Here is a 12,750-nt window from a genome sequence, read left to right as displayed (position 1 = left end):
CTGCTCTGCATGACCACGACGCTGCGCACCGACCTCCCCACCCTCGCCGACACCGCCCGTCGGATGGCCCACGCCGGTCGCGGCATCCTGGCCGCCGACGAGTCCATCAAGACCATGTCGTCCCGGCTCGAACAGGAAGGCATCGCATCGAGTGAGAAGGCGCGACGGGACTACCGCGAGCTGCTGATCACCGCCGAAGGGCTGTCCGACTCGGTCAGTGGGGTGATCTGGTGCGACGAGACGTTCGGGCAGGACCTCAGCGACGGCCGCCCGTTCCCGCAGGCCGCGCGCGAGCTGGGCATCCTGCCCGGTATCAAGGTCGACACCGGCACGAGCAAGCTGCCGGCTGGTGGCGGAGCGCTGATCACCGAGGGGCTCGACGGCCTGGGTGACCGGCTCGCGTCGTACGCCGAGCGCGGAGCCGCGTTCGCGAAGTGGCGTGCGGTCGTCGACGTCGCCACGATCACGCCGTACTCGGCGCGGGCCAACGGTCACGCGCTCGCGCGGTACGCCGCCCTGTGCCAGCAGCACGGCATCGTCCCCATCGTCGAGCCGGAGGTTCTGTGCACCGGCGACCACAACCTGGGTGCGTCCGCACAGGCGTCGAGCCTGGCCCTGAGCGTCCTCTTCGACGAACTCGCCCAGGCCGACGTCGACCTGTCCGGCATCGTGCTCAAGCCGAACTTCGTCACGCCGGGTCTCAATGCCCCCGCTGCTACCGCACGCACAGTTGCCGCCGCGACCTTCGGCGTTCTGTCCGACACAGTTCCGCCTGCGGTGGCCGGAATCGCGTTCCTGTCCGGGGGTCAGCCGACGAGTCACGTCTGCGAGGCGCTTCGGGAACTGCATCGCCTCGGCGACCGCCCGTGGCCGGTCACCTTCTCGTTCGGGCGCGCGCTGGTCAGTGACGCCCTGAGTGCTTGGGGTGGCGACGTACGGAACGTGGCGACTGCCCAGCAGATCCTGGTGGACAACTGCCGTCAGGCCGGCCAGGCGATCCGCTAGAACGGCAGCTCGACCAGCACCGTCGTCCCTCGATCGGGCACCGATTCGATCCGGAGTGACGCTTCGATCAGGGCACAGCGTTCCGCGATCGAGCTGAGCCCGAAGTGCTGCGCACCGTCCGCGTCCCGTGCGCGGGCGGTACGCCGTTCCGCGGGGTCGAAGCCCTTGCCGTCGTCGGCGCAGCCGAACACGATCGAGTCGCCGACCCGCCGCAGTGACAGGACGACGCGATCGGCCTCGGCGTGCTTGACCGCGTTGGCGAGTGCCTCCTGGGCGATCCGGTAGAGGGCCGCGGCGACGTGGTCGGGGATCACGTCCAGGGCCGCCGAGGGATCGACCAACAGGTCGATCGAGGGTGACTCCCCGCCGCTCGCCGCCGTCTGCACGAGGGACTCCATCGCCGCGACCAGGCCCAGGTCGTCCAGCACGAGACTGTGCAGACCGGAGATCGCGGCGCGCGTCTGATGATAGGCAAGATCGGCCAGCTCCCGGGCACTGACGAGCTCCGCCCGGGCCCGCTCGAGCTCCTGCTTCGCCGGTGTCGCAGCCTTGGGGTCGCTGAGCTCGGAGACCGTCAGGTCGGCCGCCGAGAGGTGGAACGCCATCGACGCCAGGGCTGTCGTGACACCGTCGTGGAGATCGAAGGCGATCCGCCGGCGCTCGGCTTCCTGGGCCGAGATCGCCTGCTTGATCAAACGGTCCCGTTCCGTCCGGTGGCGGTTCACCGCCAGCCACAGCTGTTCGGCATGCAGCCGCAGCCCGAGCACGGCGGCGTACGGCTCGGCGAGGGCGAGGTCGTCGGGACCGAACGGCAGGCGCGGACTGCGATGTGCCGCCAGTACGCCGACGATGCGGTCCTCCAGACCGCGCAGCGGCAGGACCATCCTGGCGACGGTTTGCCGGGGCTCCAGCCGCAACAGCTGCCGGTGCAGCGCATTGCGCGGCGAGTCGGATGCAAGGACAACCGGTGTGCCGTTGCGCGCCACCTGTCCGGTCACTCCGAAGCCGACCGGCATACTCAACGCGGCTGCCGACGGGTGCGGCGGCCAGAGGTCAGCGACCGTGAGCTCCTGGCCGTCGCTGGCCAGCAGCAGTACGCCGTCGGCCCGCAGCAAGCTCGCGAGCTCGGCAGCCGTGGGCACGGCGCCTGTGGCGGTGGTCAACGGAACAGACCCTCGCGGAGCGCGACAGCTATGGCGCCGCTGCGGTCGGAGACTCCGAGCTTGCGATACAGGCCACGGATGTGGGTCTTCACAGTGTCCTCACTGACGACGAGCTTGCTCGCGACGCCCTTGTTGGAGTGACCGGAGACGAGGAGCTCCAGCACCTCCGACTCGCGTTGGGTGAGGCCGAGGTGTGCGCCAGGCCAGAACTCCCCCGCGCTGAGCCGCGCCGCGGAGAGTGCCACGCGGCCGGCCAGCGCATGGTCGATGACGGTCTCGCCGTCGCGCACCCGGCGCAGATGCGCCACCAGCTCCTGCCCGTCGATCCGCTTGAGGATGTAGCCGGAGGCACCGACCCGCAAGGCCTGGTACAGGTAGTGCTCGTCGTCGTACACCGTCAGCAGCACTACCTTGGTCTCCGGGTACTGCGCGGTGATCTGACGGCACAGATCGAGCCCGCTCTCCTTCCCGATCCGTACGTCGCACAGCACGACGTCGGGCCGCTCGTCGGCGACCAGTGTGAGAGCCGCCGCGGCTGTGGTCGCCTGTCCTGTGATGACCACCTCGGTGGCGAAATGACCGAGCATCGCGACCAGGCCGTGCAGCACCATCTCGTGGTCGTCCACCAGGACCAGTCGCAGCGGTGCCGTCATAGACCAAGACTAAGCGGAGCAAGCCCGGAAACCTTGTGTTCTCAAGGGGATTCACCCGCATCTCCACCCGGCCGGGTGAGTGCCGGAAGGGGTCTGGCGCGGTCCGCTGGGAGTTCTCCGACCAGGAAGGCCGCACCCATGACCGAACCCACCCCTCGCGTTCCCCCGCCGCTGATCGTTCCGTCGGTCCTGCCCGCGGACTTCGCCTGTCTCGGCGACGAGATCCGCGAGTTGTGCGACGCGGGCGTCGACCGGATCCAGTGGGACGTGATGGACGGGGTGTTCGTCCCGAACCTCACCTTCGGCCCGGATGTGATCGCGGCCGCCCAGCAGCACAGCCGGGTCGCCTTCGAGGCGCATCTCATGGTCGTCGAGCCGGACGAACTGCTGCCGCGGTACGTCGAGGCGGGCTGTGAGCTGGTCATCGTGCACGCGGAGGCCTGCACGCACCTGCATCGCACCCTGGGCCGGATCCGGGACCTCGGCGCCCGCAGCGGTGTCGCCCTGAACCCGCACACGCCCGCCGACCTGGTGGAGAACGTCCTGACCGAGACCGACCTGGTACTGGCGATGACGGTCAACCCCGGCTTCGGCGGTCAGGCGTACATCCCTTCGATCGAGAAGAAGGTGGCGCGGCTGCGGCGGATGATCGACGACTCCGGCCTGCCGATCGAGCTCGAGGTCGACGGCGGGATCACCGCGGAGACCATCACCGGCGCGGCTGCCGCCGGCGCCGACGTGTTCATCTCCGGTTCCTGGATGTCCGCCCACCAGGACGGGAAAGCAGCGGCGGTACGGCAACTGCGCGCCGCCGCGGCGAGTGCTGCACGGAACGAGGAGGCTGCCTGATGACCGAACTCCTGCAGCGGTCCACATCGCCGTCCGTCGAGACCGACCGGCTCGCTGTCGACACCCTGCGGTTCCTCGCCGTCGACATGGTGCAGGCCGCGAACTCGGGGCATCCCGGTATGCCGATGGGCGCCGCGCCGATGGCGTGGGCGCTCTGGAGCCGGCACCTGCGCCATGACCCGGCCGCACCGGACTGGGCCGATCGCGATCGCTTCGTTCTCTCGGCCGGGCACGGATCCGCGCTCCTGTACGGCCTGTTGCACATCTTCGGGTACGACCTTCCCGAGGCCGAGCTGCGCAGCTTCCGGCAGCTCGGGTCGCGCACCCCCGGGCATCCCGAGTTCGGTCATACGGCCGGGGTCGAGTGCACCACCGGTCCGCTCGGACAGGGACTTGGCATGGCGGTCGGGATGGCGCTGGCGGAGCGGATGGAACACGCCCGCTACCCGGAGATCACCGGCCATCACACGTACGCGATCGTCGGCGACGGCTGCCTGATGGAGGGGATCAGCCACGAGGCCGCCTCGCTCGCCGGGCACCTTGGCCTGGGCCGGCTGGTCGTGCTCTGGGACGACAACTCGATCACCATCGACGGAGCTGTCGATCGGTCCTGCAGCGATGACCAGGCAGCCCGCTTCGCGGCGTACGGCTGGCACACACAGACAGTTGCTGACGGCACCGATGTGGACGCCGTCGACGCAGCGATCACCCGCGCCAAGGCCGACCCGCGTCCGAGCTTCATCGCCGTCCGGACCATGATCGGTCACGGTGCACCCGGCGTGGCGGGTACGTCGAAGGCACACGGTTCGCCGCTCGGTGAGGAGTTGGCCGCGGAGGCCAAACGACTGGCCGGCTGGGAGCATGCGCCGTTCGCTGTTCCGGAGCAGGTGCGGGCTGTCTGCGATGAGCTGGCCGCGGCAGGTGCTCGCGAACATGACGCGTGGGACGCGGCGGTTGCGGCGTACACGCCGGAGCGTGCGGCCGAATTCCACCGCAGTCAGGCTCGGCGACTGCCCGATGGCCTCGGAGATGCGTTGCTCGCGGTCGCCGGCGATGCGCCGCGGGCCACGCGGCAGTCGTCCCAAGCCTGCCTCAAGGCGGTGACCGCGCTGATGCCGGAACTAGTCGGCGGCTCGGCGGACCTCGCAGGTTCCACCGGGACTGCGACCGGAGGTGCCGTGGTGACGCGAGACGACTACTCCGGCTCCACGATCGCCTTTGGAATCAGGGAGTTCGGCATGGCCGCGGTCATGAACGGACTCAGCCTGCACGGCGGATTCCGGGTGTACGGCAGCACGTTCCTCGCGTTCGCCGACTACCTGCGCCCCGCGCTCCGGCTCGCTGCTCTGATGCGGCAGCCGGTCATCCACGTGCTGACCCACGACTCGATCGCGGTCGGCGAGGACGGTCCCACTCACCAGCCCGTCGAGCAGATCGAGTCGCTGCGCCTGATCCCCGGACTGCAGGTACTGCGTCCTGCCGACGACGCCGAAACCGCACGGGCCTGGCGGCTCGCGCTGGAGCGGACCAACGGACCGACCGCCCTGATCCTGTCCCGTCAGTCGCTCCCCCAGACCACGCCACTGGATGACCTCGGCCCGCGCGTCGCGGTCGAGCTCGTGGCTACCGGATCCGAGGTCGGCCTCGGCGTGGAGGTCGCGAAGGCGCTGACCGCCGAGGGGTACGACGTTCGCCTGGTCTCGGCAATGGACCGGTCGACGTACGTCGCGGATCCGCACGCGACCACGGTCAGCCTGGAGGCCGGTAGCACCATGGGCTGGAAAGGCGTGGTCGACCTGGCCATCGGGATCGACGAGTTCGGTACATGTGGTCCCGGGGATGAGGTGATGGCGCATCACGGCTTCACCGTGCCGGTGGTGGTCGAGCGGATCCGCGAACACCTGCGGTACCTGAGGTGAACCGGCTGGCCGCTGTCGTGTTCGACGTCGACGGAACGCTGGTCGACAGTGAACGCGACGGCCACCGGGTCGCCTTCAACGCCGCCTTCGAGGAGGCAGGACTGCCCGACCACTGGGACATCGCGACGTACGGAAGGCTCCTCCGGATCACCGGGGGAGCCAGACGCTTGGCAGTCTGGTTCGAGCAGACGGGTCGGTCGTCCGAGGATGCCCGGCGCCTGGCGGAGCGCTTACATGCTCGCAAGACCGCGATCATGCGGGACTTGATCGAGGACGGGAAGGTGCAGGCGCGGCCAGGAGTTCACCGCTTGCTCGACGAGCTCGAGGCGGGCGGCGTACCGGTGCATGTGGCAACGACCGGTACTCGGGCGTGGGTCGAACCACTGCTCGACCGGGCCTTCGGTCCCCGCTTCCAGATCGTTGTCACCGGCACCGAAGTACCCGACCTCAAGCCGAGCCCGGCGGCGTACAACGAGGTGCTGAGGCTGGCCGGCTGTCCGGTCGACCGGACTGTGGCCGTCGAGGACTCGCAGAACGGCGTACGGGCGGCTGTGGCGGCGGGCCTCCGTGTTGTTGCCGCCCACAACGAGTACACCCGGGACGACGATCTGTCCGGGGCGGATCTGGTGGCGGACGGGTTCGAGGATCCAGACCTGGTGGCCTGGTTCCGGCAGTGAAGATGCTGGGAACACGACGGTGCCCCGCAGCCTCGCTGCGGGGCACCGTTGGGTCAGACCGTCCAGGTCGCCAGGACCAGGGCGCGGTCACGCCAGGCCTGGATGTTCGCGTCCAGTACGTCGAGCGGGTTGAACGGAGTGACGCCCTTGATCAGGTCGTCCTCGCGCATGCCGTAGAGGGCGCCCATCGCGAACCGGCACGCGTAGACCTTCGCGCCTTCGTCGATCAGCGTCCGCAACTGCTTGTTGTAGCCCAGGTTGCCCGGGAAGCCCTCGTTGCCGACGGCCGGGTAACCACGGGCCGCCGACGCCATCAGGACGCCGGGTCCGTAGAGGACGAAGGTGAGGTCGAACCCCTTCCGCTGCAGCCGGGTGGCCGTGAGCATGTTGACCAGACCCACAGAACCCTCGAAGGGAACGGTGTGCATGAAGACGTACGCCTTGTCGCCTTCGTTGGCCTGGTAGTCGGGGAATACCTTCTCCTCGACGTCGAAGAGGATGTCGCCCTCCTGGGGCGGTTCGATGGTGACCGTCTTCGGCATGATGCTGACTCCTTCGAGGTGTTGACGGTGCGGAGATGATGGGAGGACCTGCGCCCGGGTCGGGTGCAGGGGTTCACTGGTCGCCGGGCGGGAGGTACTCCGGCTTCGGCCATCCCATCCGGTGGCTGCCGGGCATCGCCTGCATGGTGGCCCGGCGCAGGCCCCAGGGGAGGAACCGGTACACGGGGGCGAAGACCTGTCGCCACCACCGGTCCTTGAGTCCGTGTGGCCGGGCCGGCGGGTTGGCGTCGTACCTGGCGGCCACGCGGCGTTGCGCGTCGCTGAGCAGGGCGTGCTCGGAGTTCGAGCGGAGCCAGCGGAAGAAGGACATGCCGGCCGCCTCAGAGCTTCGCGACGAGCGCTTGCGCGGCCATCGCGATGGGTTCGTTCAGCGCGCCGATCGCGGGCGAGTAGACGTTCTCCATCGTCGCCAGCGTGTCGATGGTGACGCCGGTCCGGGCCACGATGCCGAGGAAGTCCGCGCGCTCCTTGATCCCTTCGCCGCCGATCATCTGGGCGCCGATCAGCCGCCGGGTCTTCGGATCCGCCAGCAGCTTGACCTTGATCGGCTTCACGCCCGGGTAGTAGCGCGCCCGGGTGATGCCGTCGGCGACACCGGTCACGAAGGGCAGGCCGAGCGCGGTGGCGAGGGTCTCTCCGAACGAGACTCCGCCGATCATCCACTGCCCGGCGAGCATTCCCCAGGGCACATAGACCGGGTTGTGCACCCGGTTGCCGCCGGCCGCGTTGATGCCGGCCGTCTTGCCCTGCGCGTACGCGTGGCTGCCCGACAGTCCCTGCAGCGGCACGTTCGAGACACCATGCGGGATCTCGGCGCAGTCACCCGCGGCGAAGACGTTCGGGTCGGACGTGCGCATGCGTGGGTCGACCGCGATACCGCCGGTGCTGCCGAGCTTGATCCCCGCGGCGCCGGCCAGTGCGGTGTTGGCGACCTTGTGGCTGCCGATGACGGCCAGTTGCGCCGGTACGTCGCCGAACGTCGTACTGACGTGGGTGAGCGTGTCCGTGCCGTGGAAGGCGGTCACCCGCTCGCCGAACTTGAGCGTCACGCCCGAGTCGGCCCAGTCCTTGCGGACCGGTTCGACGATGTCCGGGTCGATCACGTCGGCCATCGGCCACGGACCGGGATCGACCAGCGTGACGTTGATGCCTCGGTGCTGCAGGGCCGAGACCATCTCCATCGCGATCGGGCCGGACTCCACCACCACGGCCGACTCGACCGTGTCCAGGTACTTGTCCCACTCCATCGCGGCGCGGATGTTCTTGACGTGGTAGATGCCGCCGAGCTCGACGCCGGGGATGTCCGGGGTGTCGTAGTTCCAGCCGGTCGCGAGGATGAGCTTGTCGTAGCCGACCTCGCCCTCGCCGCCGACCTTGATCGTGCGGGACCGGGTGTCGATGCTCTCGACAGTGGTCTCGTAGTGCACGTCGATGCCCTGGGCAACGTACTGTTCCTTGGTGGCGAGGAACAGTTTCTCGAACGACTCGATCTCCTTGCCGTGCACGAACGGGATCCCACACGGGCTGTACGCGACGTCCTCGTACTCGGTGTAGACCACGGTCTGCACCGACGGGTCCTGGCCCTTGGCGGCACCGGCCACCCCCAGGCCGGCGGCTCCGCCGCCGATCACAACGATCTTCACGAGTACTCACTTCCGTCAGTAGGAACAGCGGCGGTGGACACCGCCTGGGTGCTCAGTCGCACACCGGAGCGAAGGGTGTTGGTCACGTAGCAGACCCGCTCGGCCACCTCGACCAGGCGCTCGAGCTCGGCCTCGGGTGCACCGATCCGGGCGTCGACCCGGATGGCGCCGAACTGCAACCCGTCGTACGTGCCGGTCGCGCGGACCGACAGCTCCGTCAGCTCGATCGAGCGCTTCCGCGCCGCATAGCTGAGCGCCAGCGTGAAACAGGAGGCGACCGAGGCGAGGAGCAGGTCGGTCGGCTGCGGTCCGAGGTCGGTACCGCCGACGCTCAGGGGTTCGTCGACCTCGATCGTGAAGGACCCGGCCTCGACGGAGCAGTGGTATCCGCCGTGCCAGACACCTTCGACGGTGCGGTCGGCTGCCACCTTGCCGTCAGTGCGTGTGGTCGCCATGGCCGTCGTCGCGATGATCATGACCCGCGGGTCGATGACAGAGAACGTCGGCGCGAACGTCGATGTCGTCCGCGGACACCACACCACGCTCGGACAGCAGCGCCTCGAGCGCACCGAGCCAACGGTCGTAGTAGCTGTACTCCCCCGGCTCCGCCTCGCGCCGGGACACCTCGGCGATCAGGTTCTCCTGGAAGTCCTTCCAGGTGAACAGCCCTTGATCGGCCAAGGCCGCCGCGATACCGAAGGCCCTGCTCTCCCACGGTTGCGCGAAGACCAGCTCGCCGTTCGACCGGGGCAGCCCGGCAACGGTGTCTTCGAGTGCGTCCGCGGTCATGAGACCACCTCGGCGACGCCGACCATGGCGTCGCGGGTCACGAGGGCGGCGAGCTCCTCCTCGGACAGGGTTTCGGTGTGCGCCGGGCGGCGTGGCAGAACGAAGTACCTGTTCTCGGCGCTGGAGTCCCAGACCTTGATGGCGATGTCGTCGGCAAGTTGCAGCCCCATCTCCGCGAGCAGCGCCCGCGGCTCCCGGACAGCCCGGGACCGGTACGCCGGATCCTTGTACCAATCCGGCGGCAGCCCGAGCACCGGCCACGGGTAGCAGGAGCACAGTGTGCACACGACGAGGTTGTGCACCTCCTCGGTGTTCTCCACCACCACGATGTGCTCGCCCTGCGGACCGGCGAAGCCGAGCTCCTTGATGGCACCGGTGCCGTCCGCGAGCAGCCGCTCACGGTAGTCCGGATCGACCCAGGCCTTGGCCACGACCTTGGCGCCGTTCAGCGGGCCGACGTCGTTCACATAGCGATTGATGAAACCGTCGAGTACCTCGGTCTTCACCAGGCCGCGCTCGGTGAGCAGCTCCTCGAGCGCCTCGGCGCGCAGGGCGGCCGGTGGCCTGTCGACGGAACGTGGATCAGAACTCACTGGCTCTCCTCCAGGTAGCTCTCGAAGAGGTCGATGAGCAGGGTCGAAGGTTCGGCGTCCGGGCCCCACAGCTCGGTGGACTCGAAGCGAACGGTGTACACGTGCTGGGCGTCCTCGCCGGTGAAATGGGCCGTGCTGTCGGGCAGTACGGCGGCCGGACGGCGAGCCTCGACGGTCCCGGTGCGACCGCGGACATACGCGGGCATCCGGGTGTGGCCGGACTTGTACAGCTCACGGGCCCGGACCCGCTGCCCGGTGTCGAAGGCCGGCTCGTCGTCGATCTGCCGCAACGAACCGGGCCCACCACGCTGGTACGACGGTTTGTTCACCTCGGTGCCGGCCGGCTCGGTGACGTCCTCGCCGGCCAGGCGACGTGCACGGGCTTCGACCGCACCCGGCGCGAGCACACCGCTGTCGACCAGCAGCAGCTCGGCAGCGCACAACCAACGCCCGTAGTACCCGTCGGACAGGTAGTCGATCGGGTGCAGGCGCTCGAGCGCGTGCCGGAATGCGTCCAGGTTGGTCCCCGAGGCACCCATCGACGCGAGGCTGAGTGCGAACGTGCGAGCGTGCCAGTCCTCGGCGAAGACAGGCTCGTCCGGGTCGACCGCAACCGTGCCCCAGCCGTGGGTGCCACCCATGTCGTGAATGCCGTCCACAAGCGGTTCTCCTCGCGTCCGGTGGAATGACCCCGAATCTCTTATCGGATAAGCTAGTACACTATGAGACACACAGATATCCGTCAACCATCGGATAGACTGCGTCTACTAAACGCCGGGGTCGACCGGCAGACGACGAAGGAGCGACCAGTGACACCTCCATCGCAGCGGGCCGCACGGGCCCGCGACGACGCGCCGGCCGAGCGACCCACCGGGCCACCTCTGTCGGAGTCGGCCGTCTCCGAGGTGGTCTCCGGCATCGGCCCGAGGCTGCGCGCTCTGCGCGCCCGGCTCGGACTGTCACTCCAGCAGCTGGCCGAGCGCTCCGACGTGTCGCCGGCCGCGATTCACAAGGTGGAGCAGGGCACGATGGTCCCGACCATCACCACGCTGCTCAAGCTGGCGGCGGCCTTCCAGGTGCCGGTCGCGCACTTCATCGACGAGACCGACGCTCCGGCCACGCCGGTCGCCTTCACCCCCAAGGACCAGCGGCGGATCCACACGTCACACGATGGAGATGTGGTGCTCGGATCGATCTCCGCGGACTCAGGGCCCTTCGACCTGACGGCGAGTGTCAACGAGATCGCAGCGGGCGCACAGTCGGCCGATGACGAACGGCGCTCGGCGGGCGAGACCTTGGTGCATGTCCAGTCAGGATCGCTGGAGCTGACTGTGGGTGCTCAGACCTACCGCCTCACCGCGGGCGATTCGCTGCACTTCCGCTCCGAGGAGAGCCATTCCTGGCGCAACCCGTCCGGCCGCGCCACCAAGGCGGTCTGGGTGTCGCTCCCCGAACGCCGGAACTGATCACCGCACCAGAGCGGAGTGGGGTGTGCCCAGGTCGGTCACGGGGCGCCTGACGTTGGTGCGCAGCGTCACCATCTCGACCAGGTCGAGCAACCGGTTGGCGTAGCCCCACTCGTTGTCGTACCAGCCGAACACGCGGACGGCGTCGCCGTGCGACTCGATGTCCTGCAGGGACACGACGCAGGACCGCGGGTCGCCGATCACGTCGCTGGAGACCATCGGCATGTCACTCACGCCCACGATGCCGGACCATCGCTCGGACAGCGCGGCCTGGATGAAGGCGTCGCGCACCTGCTCTGTGCCGGCCCGGCTGCGGAGCATGCCCACGACATTGCTGAGCGAGCCGTCGGGCACCGGGACGCGCACCGCGACGCTGTGCACGCGGTCCTTCAGGTGCGGCAGTACACGCGCGAGCGCGGTGTCCGCACCTGTTCCGGTCGGGATGATGTTCTGACCCGCGGCACGGGATCGGCGCAGGTCGTGGTGCGGCAGGTCGAGCAGTTGCTGGTCGTTCGTGTACGCGTGCACGGTGTCGACCCAGCCACCCTCGACTCCGAAGGCCTCGTCGAGGATCGCGAGGATCGGCGCGACACAGTTCGTCGTACAGGATGCGTTCGAGATGATCCGGTCCGAGTCCGGGTCGAGACTCGCCTCGTTGACGCCGAGGCAGATCGTCGCCTCCGCCGAGTCGGTCGGGGTGGAGATCACCACTCGCTTCGCGCCGGCCCGCAGATGCCCTCCGGCCCGGTCCCTGCTGGTGAAATGCCCGCTGCACTCCGCGACCACGTCGACCCCGAGCGACGACCACGGCAGGTTCCCCGGGTGGTTCGCCCGCAGTACCCGGATCCGCCGGTCGCCGACCATCAGCTCGTCGTCGGTCGCCACCACCGGTACGCCGAGCCGGCCGTGCACCGTGTCGTGCTGGAGCAGGTAGGCCAGCGTCGACGCGGGGGTCAGGTCATGGACGGCGACGACGTCGACGAACGAGTCACGGGCGATGATGGAGCGCAGCAGCGCACGGCCGATCCGGCCGAGGCCGTTGATCGCGATCCGGGGTGCATCGGTCATCGGGATTCCTCTCGGGGTCTCACACCGAAACCAGCACGGGCACGGCTCTGGCGCCGGCCGTGGAGCGCGCTGGTGGCACCAGGGAGGCAAGTGCCACCAGCGCGTCGAACACGCGGTCACCGTCGGTCCACGCGTGCGCTTCGGCGAAGTCGATCCATTCGCTCGGGGGGATCACCGGCTCGAACTCGCCGTACTCGATCTCACCCCAGGTGGCGGCCATCTCGATGAGCTCCACCAAGGAGGTCATCGGCTGCGCCTCCAGGGACATCAGGCGCCGATGGTGCGCCGGTGCACTCTGCTCGAAGCGGCATCCGCAGCAGTCAGGTCCAGCGATGTACGTGTCCATGAACGGATGCTGCCCC

General features: G+C 68.9%; 16 protein-coding genes. 5 read left to right on the top strand and 11 right to left on the bottom strand.

What is annotated here, in order from left to right; genetic code table 11:
* Window positions 1-9 precede the first annotated feature (9 nt).
* Window positions 10-1,005 carry a class I fructose-bisphosphate aldolase gene (locus OG817_RS04520; protein WP_406052356.1) on the top strand — a complete coding sequence of 332 codons (996 nt, stop codon included), beginning with the start codon at window positions 10-12 and terminating at the stop codon, window positions 1,003-1,005.
* On the opposite strand, the gene OG817_RS04515 is transcribed toward OG817_RS04520, so the two are convergent.
* Complete coding sequence (locus OG817_RS04515) at window positions 1,002-2,168, bottom strand: GAF domain-containing sensor histidine kinase (protein WP_406052355.1); 1,167 nt, start codon at window positions 2,166-2,168, stop codon at window positions 1,002-1,004. The genes OG817_RS04520 and OG817_RS04515 overlap by 4 nt on opposite strands.
* Window positions 2,165-2,821 carry a response regulator transcription factor gene (locus tag OG817_RS04510; RefSeq protein WP_360446396.1) on the bottom strand — a complete coding sequence of 219 codons (657 nt, stop codon included), beginning with the start codon at window positions 2,819-2,821 and terminating at the stop codon, window positions 2,165-2,167. The genes OG817_RS04515 and OG817_RS04510 overlap by 4 nt, the downstream gene beginning before the upstream one ends.
* 138 nt (window positions 2,822-2,959) lie before the next feature.
* Between OG817_RS04510 and rpe the strand changes: the two genes are divergently transcribed.
* The 3 genes from rpe to OG817_RS04495 are packed head-to-tail and all read left to right on the top strand — an operon-like array spanning window position 2,960 to window position 6,266.
* Entirely contained in the window at window positions 2,960-3,670 is a 711-nt protein-coding gene (gene rpe / locus OG817_RS04505) for a ribulose-phosphate 3-epimerase (protein ID WP_406052354.1), read from the top strand.
* Window positions 3,670-5,589 carry a transketolase gene (tkt, locus tag OG817_RS04500; RefSeq protein ID WP_406052352.1) on the top strand — a complete coding sequence of 640 codons (1,920 nt, stop codon included), beginning with the start codon at window positions 3,670-3,672 and terminating at the stop codon, window positions 5,587-5,589. The genes rpe and tkt overlap by 1 nt, the downstream gene beginning before the upstream one ends.
* Complete coding sequence (locus tag OG817_RS04495) at window positions 5,586-6,266, top strand: HAD family hydrolase (protein ID WP_406052350.1); 681 nt, start codon at window positions 5,586-5,588, stop codon at window positions 6,264-6,266. The genes tkt and OG817_RS04495 overlap by 4 nt, the downstream gene beginning before the upstream one ends.
* Window positions 6,267-6,319: 53 nt before the next feature.
* Here OG817_RS04495 and OG817_RS04490 read toward each other — a convergent pair whose 3' ends face one another.
* The 7 genes from OG817_RS04490 to nthB form a co-directional block, all read right to left on the bottom strand.
* Complete coding sequence (locus tag OG817_RS04490; protein WP_360446389.1) at window positions 6,320-6,808, bottom strand: MSMEG_0572/Sll0783 family nitrogen starvation response protein; 489 nt, start codon at window positions 6,806-6,808, stop codon at window positions 6,320-6,322.
* 73 nt (window positions 6,809-6,881) lie between these two features.
* Window positions 6,882-7,139 (bottom strand): hypothetical protein, encoded by a 258-nt coding sequence (locus tag OG817_RS04485; protein ID WP_360446387.1) that lies wholly within the window; start codon window positions 7,137-7,139, stop codon window positions 6,882-6,884.
* Between the two features lie 10 nt (window positions 7,140-7,149).
* The gene (locus tag OG817_RS04480; RefSeq protein WP_396393694.1) at window positions 7,150-8,472 is read right to left on the bottom strand and encodes an FAD-dependent oxidoreductase; all 1,323 of its coding nucleotides are present in this window, start codon (window positions 8,470-8,472) and stop codon (window positions 7,150-7,152) included.
* Window positions 8,469-8,927 carry an OsmC family protein gene (locus OG817_RS04475; RefSeq protein WP_406052347.1) on the bottom strand — a complete coding sequence of 153 codons (459 nt, stop codon included), beginning with the start codon at window positions 8,925-8,927 and terminating at the stop codon, window positions 8,469-8,471. Before OG817_RS04475 ends, OG817_RS04480 begins: the two co-directional genes overlap by 4 nt.
* Window positions 8,908-9,261 (bottom strand): nitrile hydratase accessory protein, encoded by a 354-nt coding sequence (locus OG817_RS04470; RefSeq protein ID WP_396393692.1) that lies wholly within the window; start codon window positions 9,259-9,261, stop codon window positions 8,908-8,910. Before OG817_RS04470 ends, OG817_RS04475 begins: the two co-directional genes overlap by 20 nt.
* The gene (gene nthA, locus OG817_RS04465) at window positions 9,258-9,854 is read right to left on the bottom strand and encodes a nitrile hydratase subunit alpha (RefSeq protein WP_406052346.1); all 597 of its coding nucleotides are present in this window, start codon (window positions 9,852-9,854) and stop codon (window positions 9,258-9,260) included. Before nthA ends, OG817_RS04470 begins: the two co-directional genes overlap by 4 nt.
* Window positions 9,851-10,513: a nitrile hydratase subunit beta gene (nthB, locus tag OG817_RS04460; RefSeq protein WP_406052345.1), complete on the bottom strand. Its 663-nt coding sequence runs from the start codon at window positions 10,511-10,513 to the stop codon at window positions 9,851-9,853. The genes nthA and nthB overlap by 4 nt, the downstream gene beginning before the upstream one ends.
* Window positions 10,514-10,663: 150 nt before the next feature.
* Between nthB and OG817_RS04455 the strand changes: the two genes are divergently transcribed.
* On the top strand, window positions 10,664-11,320 hold the full coding sequence (locus tag OG817_RS04455) for a helix-turn-helix domain-containing protein (protein ID WP_406052344.1): 657 nt from the start codon (window positions 10,664-10,666) through the stop codon (window positions 11,318-11,320).
* Here OG817_RS04455 and OG817_RS04450 read toward each other — a convergent pair whose 3' ends face one another.
* Window positions 11,321-12,388 (bottom strand): type I glyceraldehyde-3-phosphate dehydrogenase, encoded by a 1,068-nt coding sequence (locus tag OG817_RS04450; protein WP_406052343.1) that lies wholly within the window; start codon window positions 12,386-12,388, stop codon window positions 11,321-11,323.
* 19 nt (window positions 12,389-12,407) lie between these two features.
* Complete coding sequence (locus OG817_RS04445) at window positions 12,408-12,734, bottom strand: hypothetical protein (RefSeq protein WP_131356373.1); 327 nt, start codon at window positions 12,732-12,734, stop codon at window positions 12,408-12,410.
* Window positions 12,735-12,750: the final 16 nt, after the last annotated feature.

The sequence above is a fragment of the Kribbella sp. NBC_00889 genome (assembly GCF_045207705.1).
Classification (GTDB): domain Bacteria; phylum Actinomycetota; class Actinomycetes; order Propionibacteriales; family Kribbellaceae; genus Kribbella.
The sequence above is the reverse complement of the archived record's forward strand: the minus strand, read 5'-3'. Positions and strand labels throughout refer to the sequence as shown.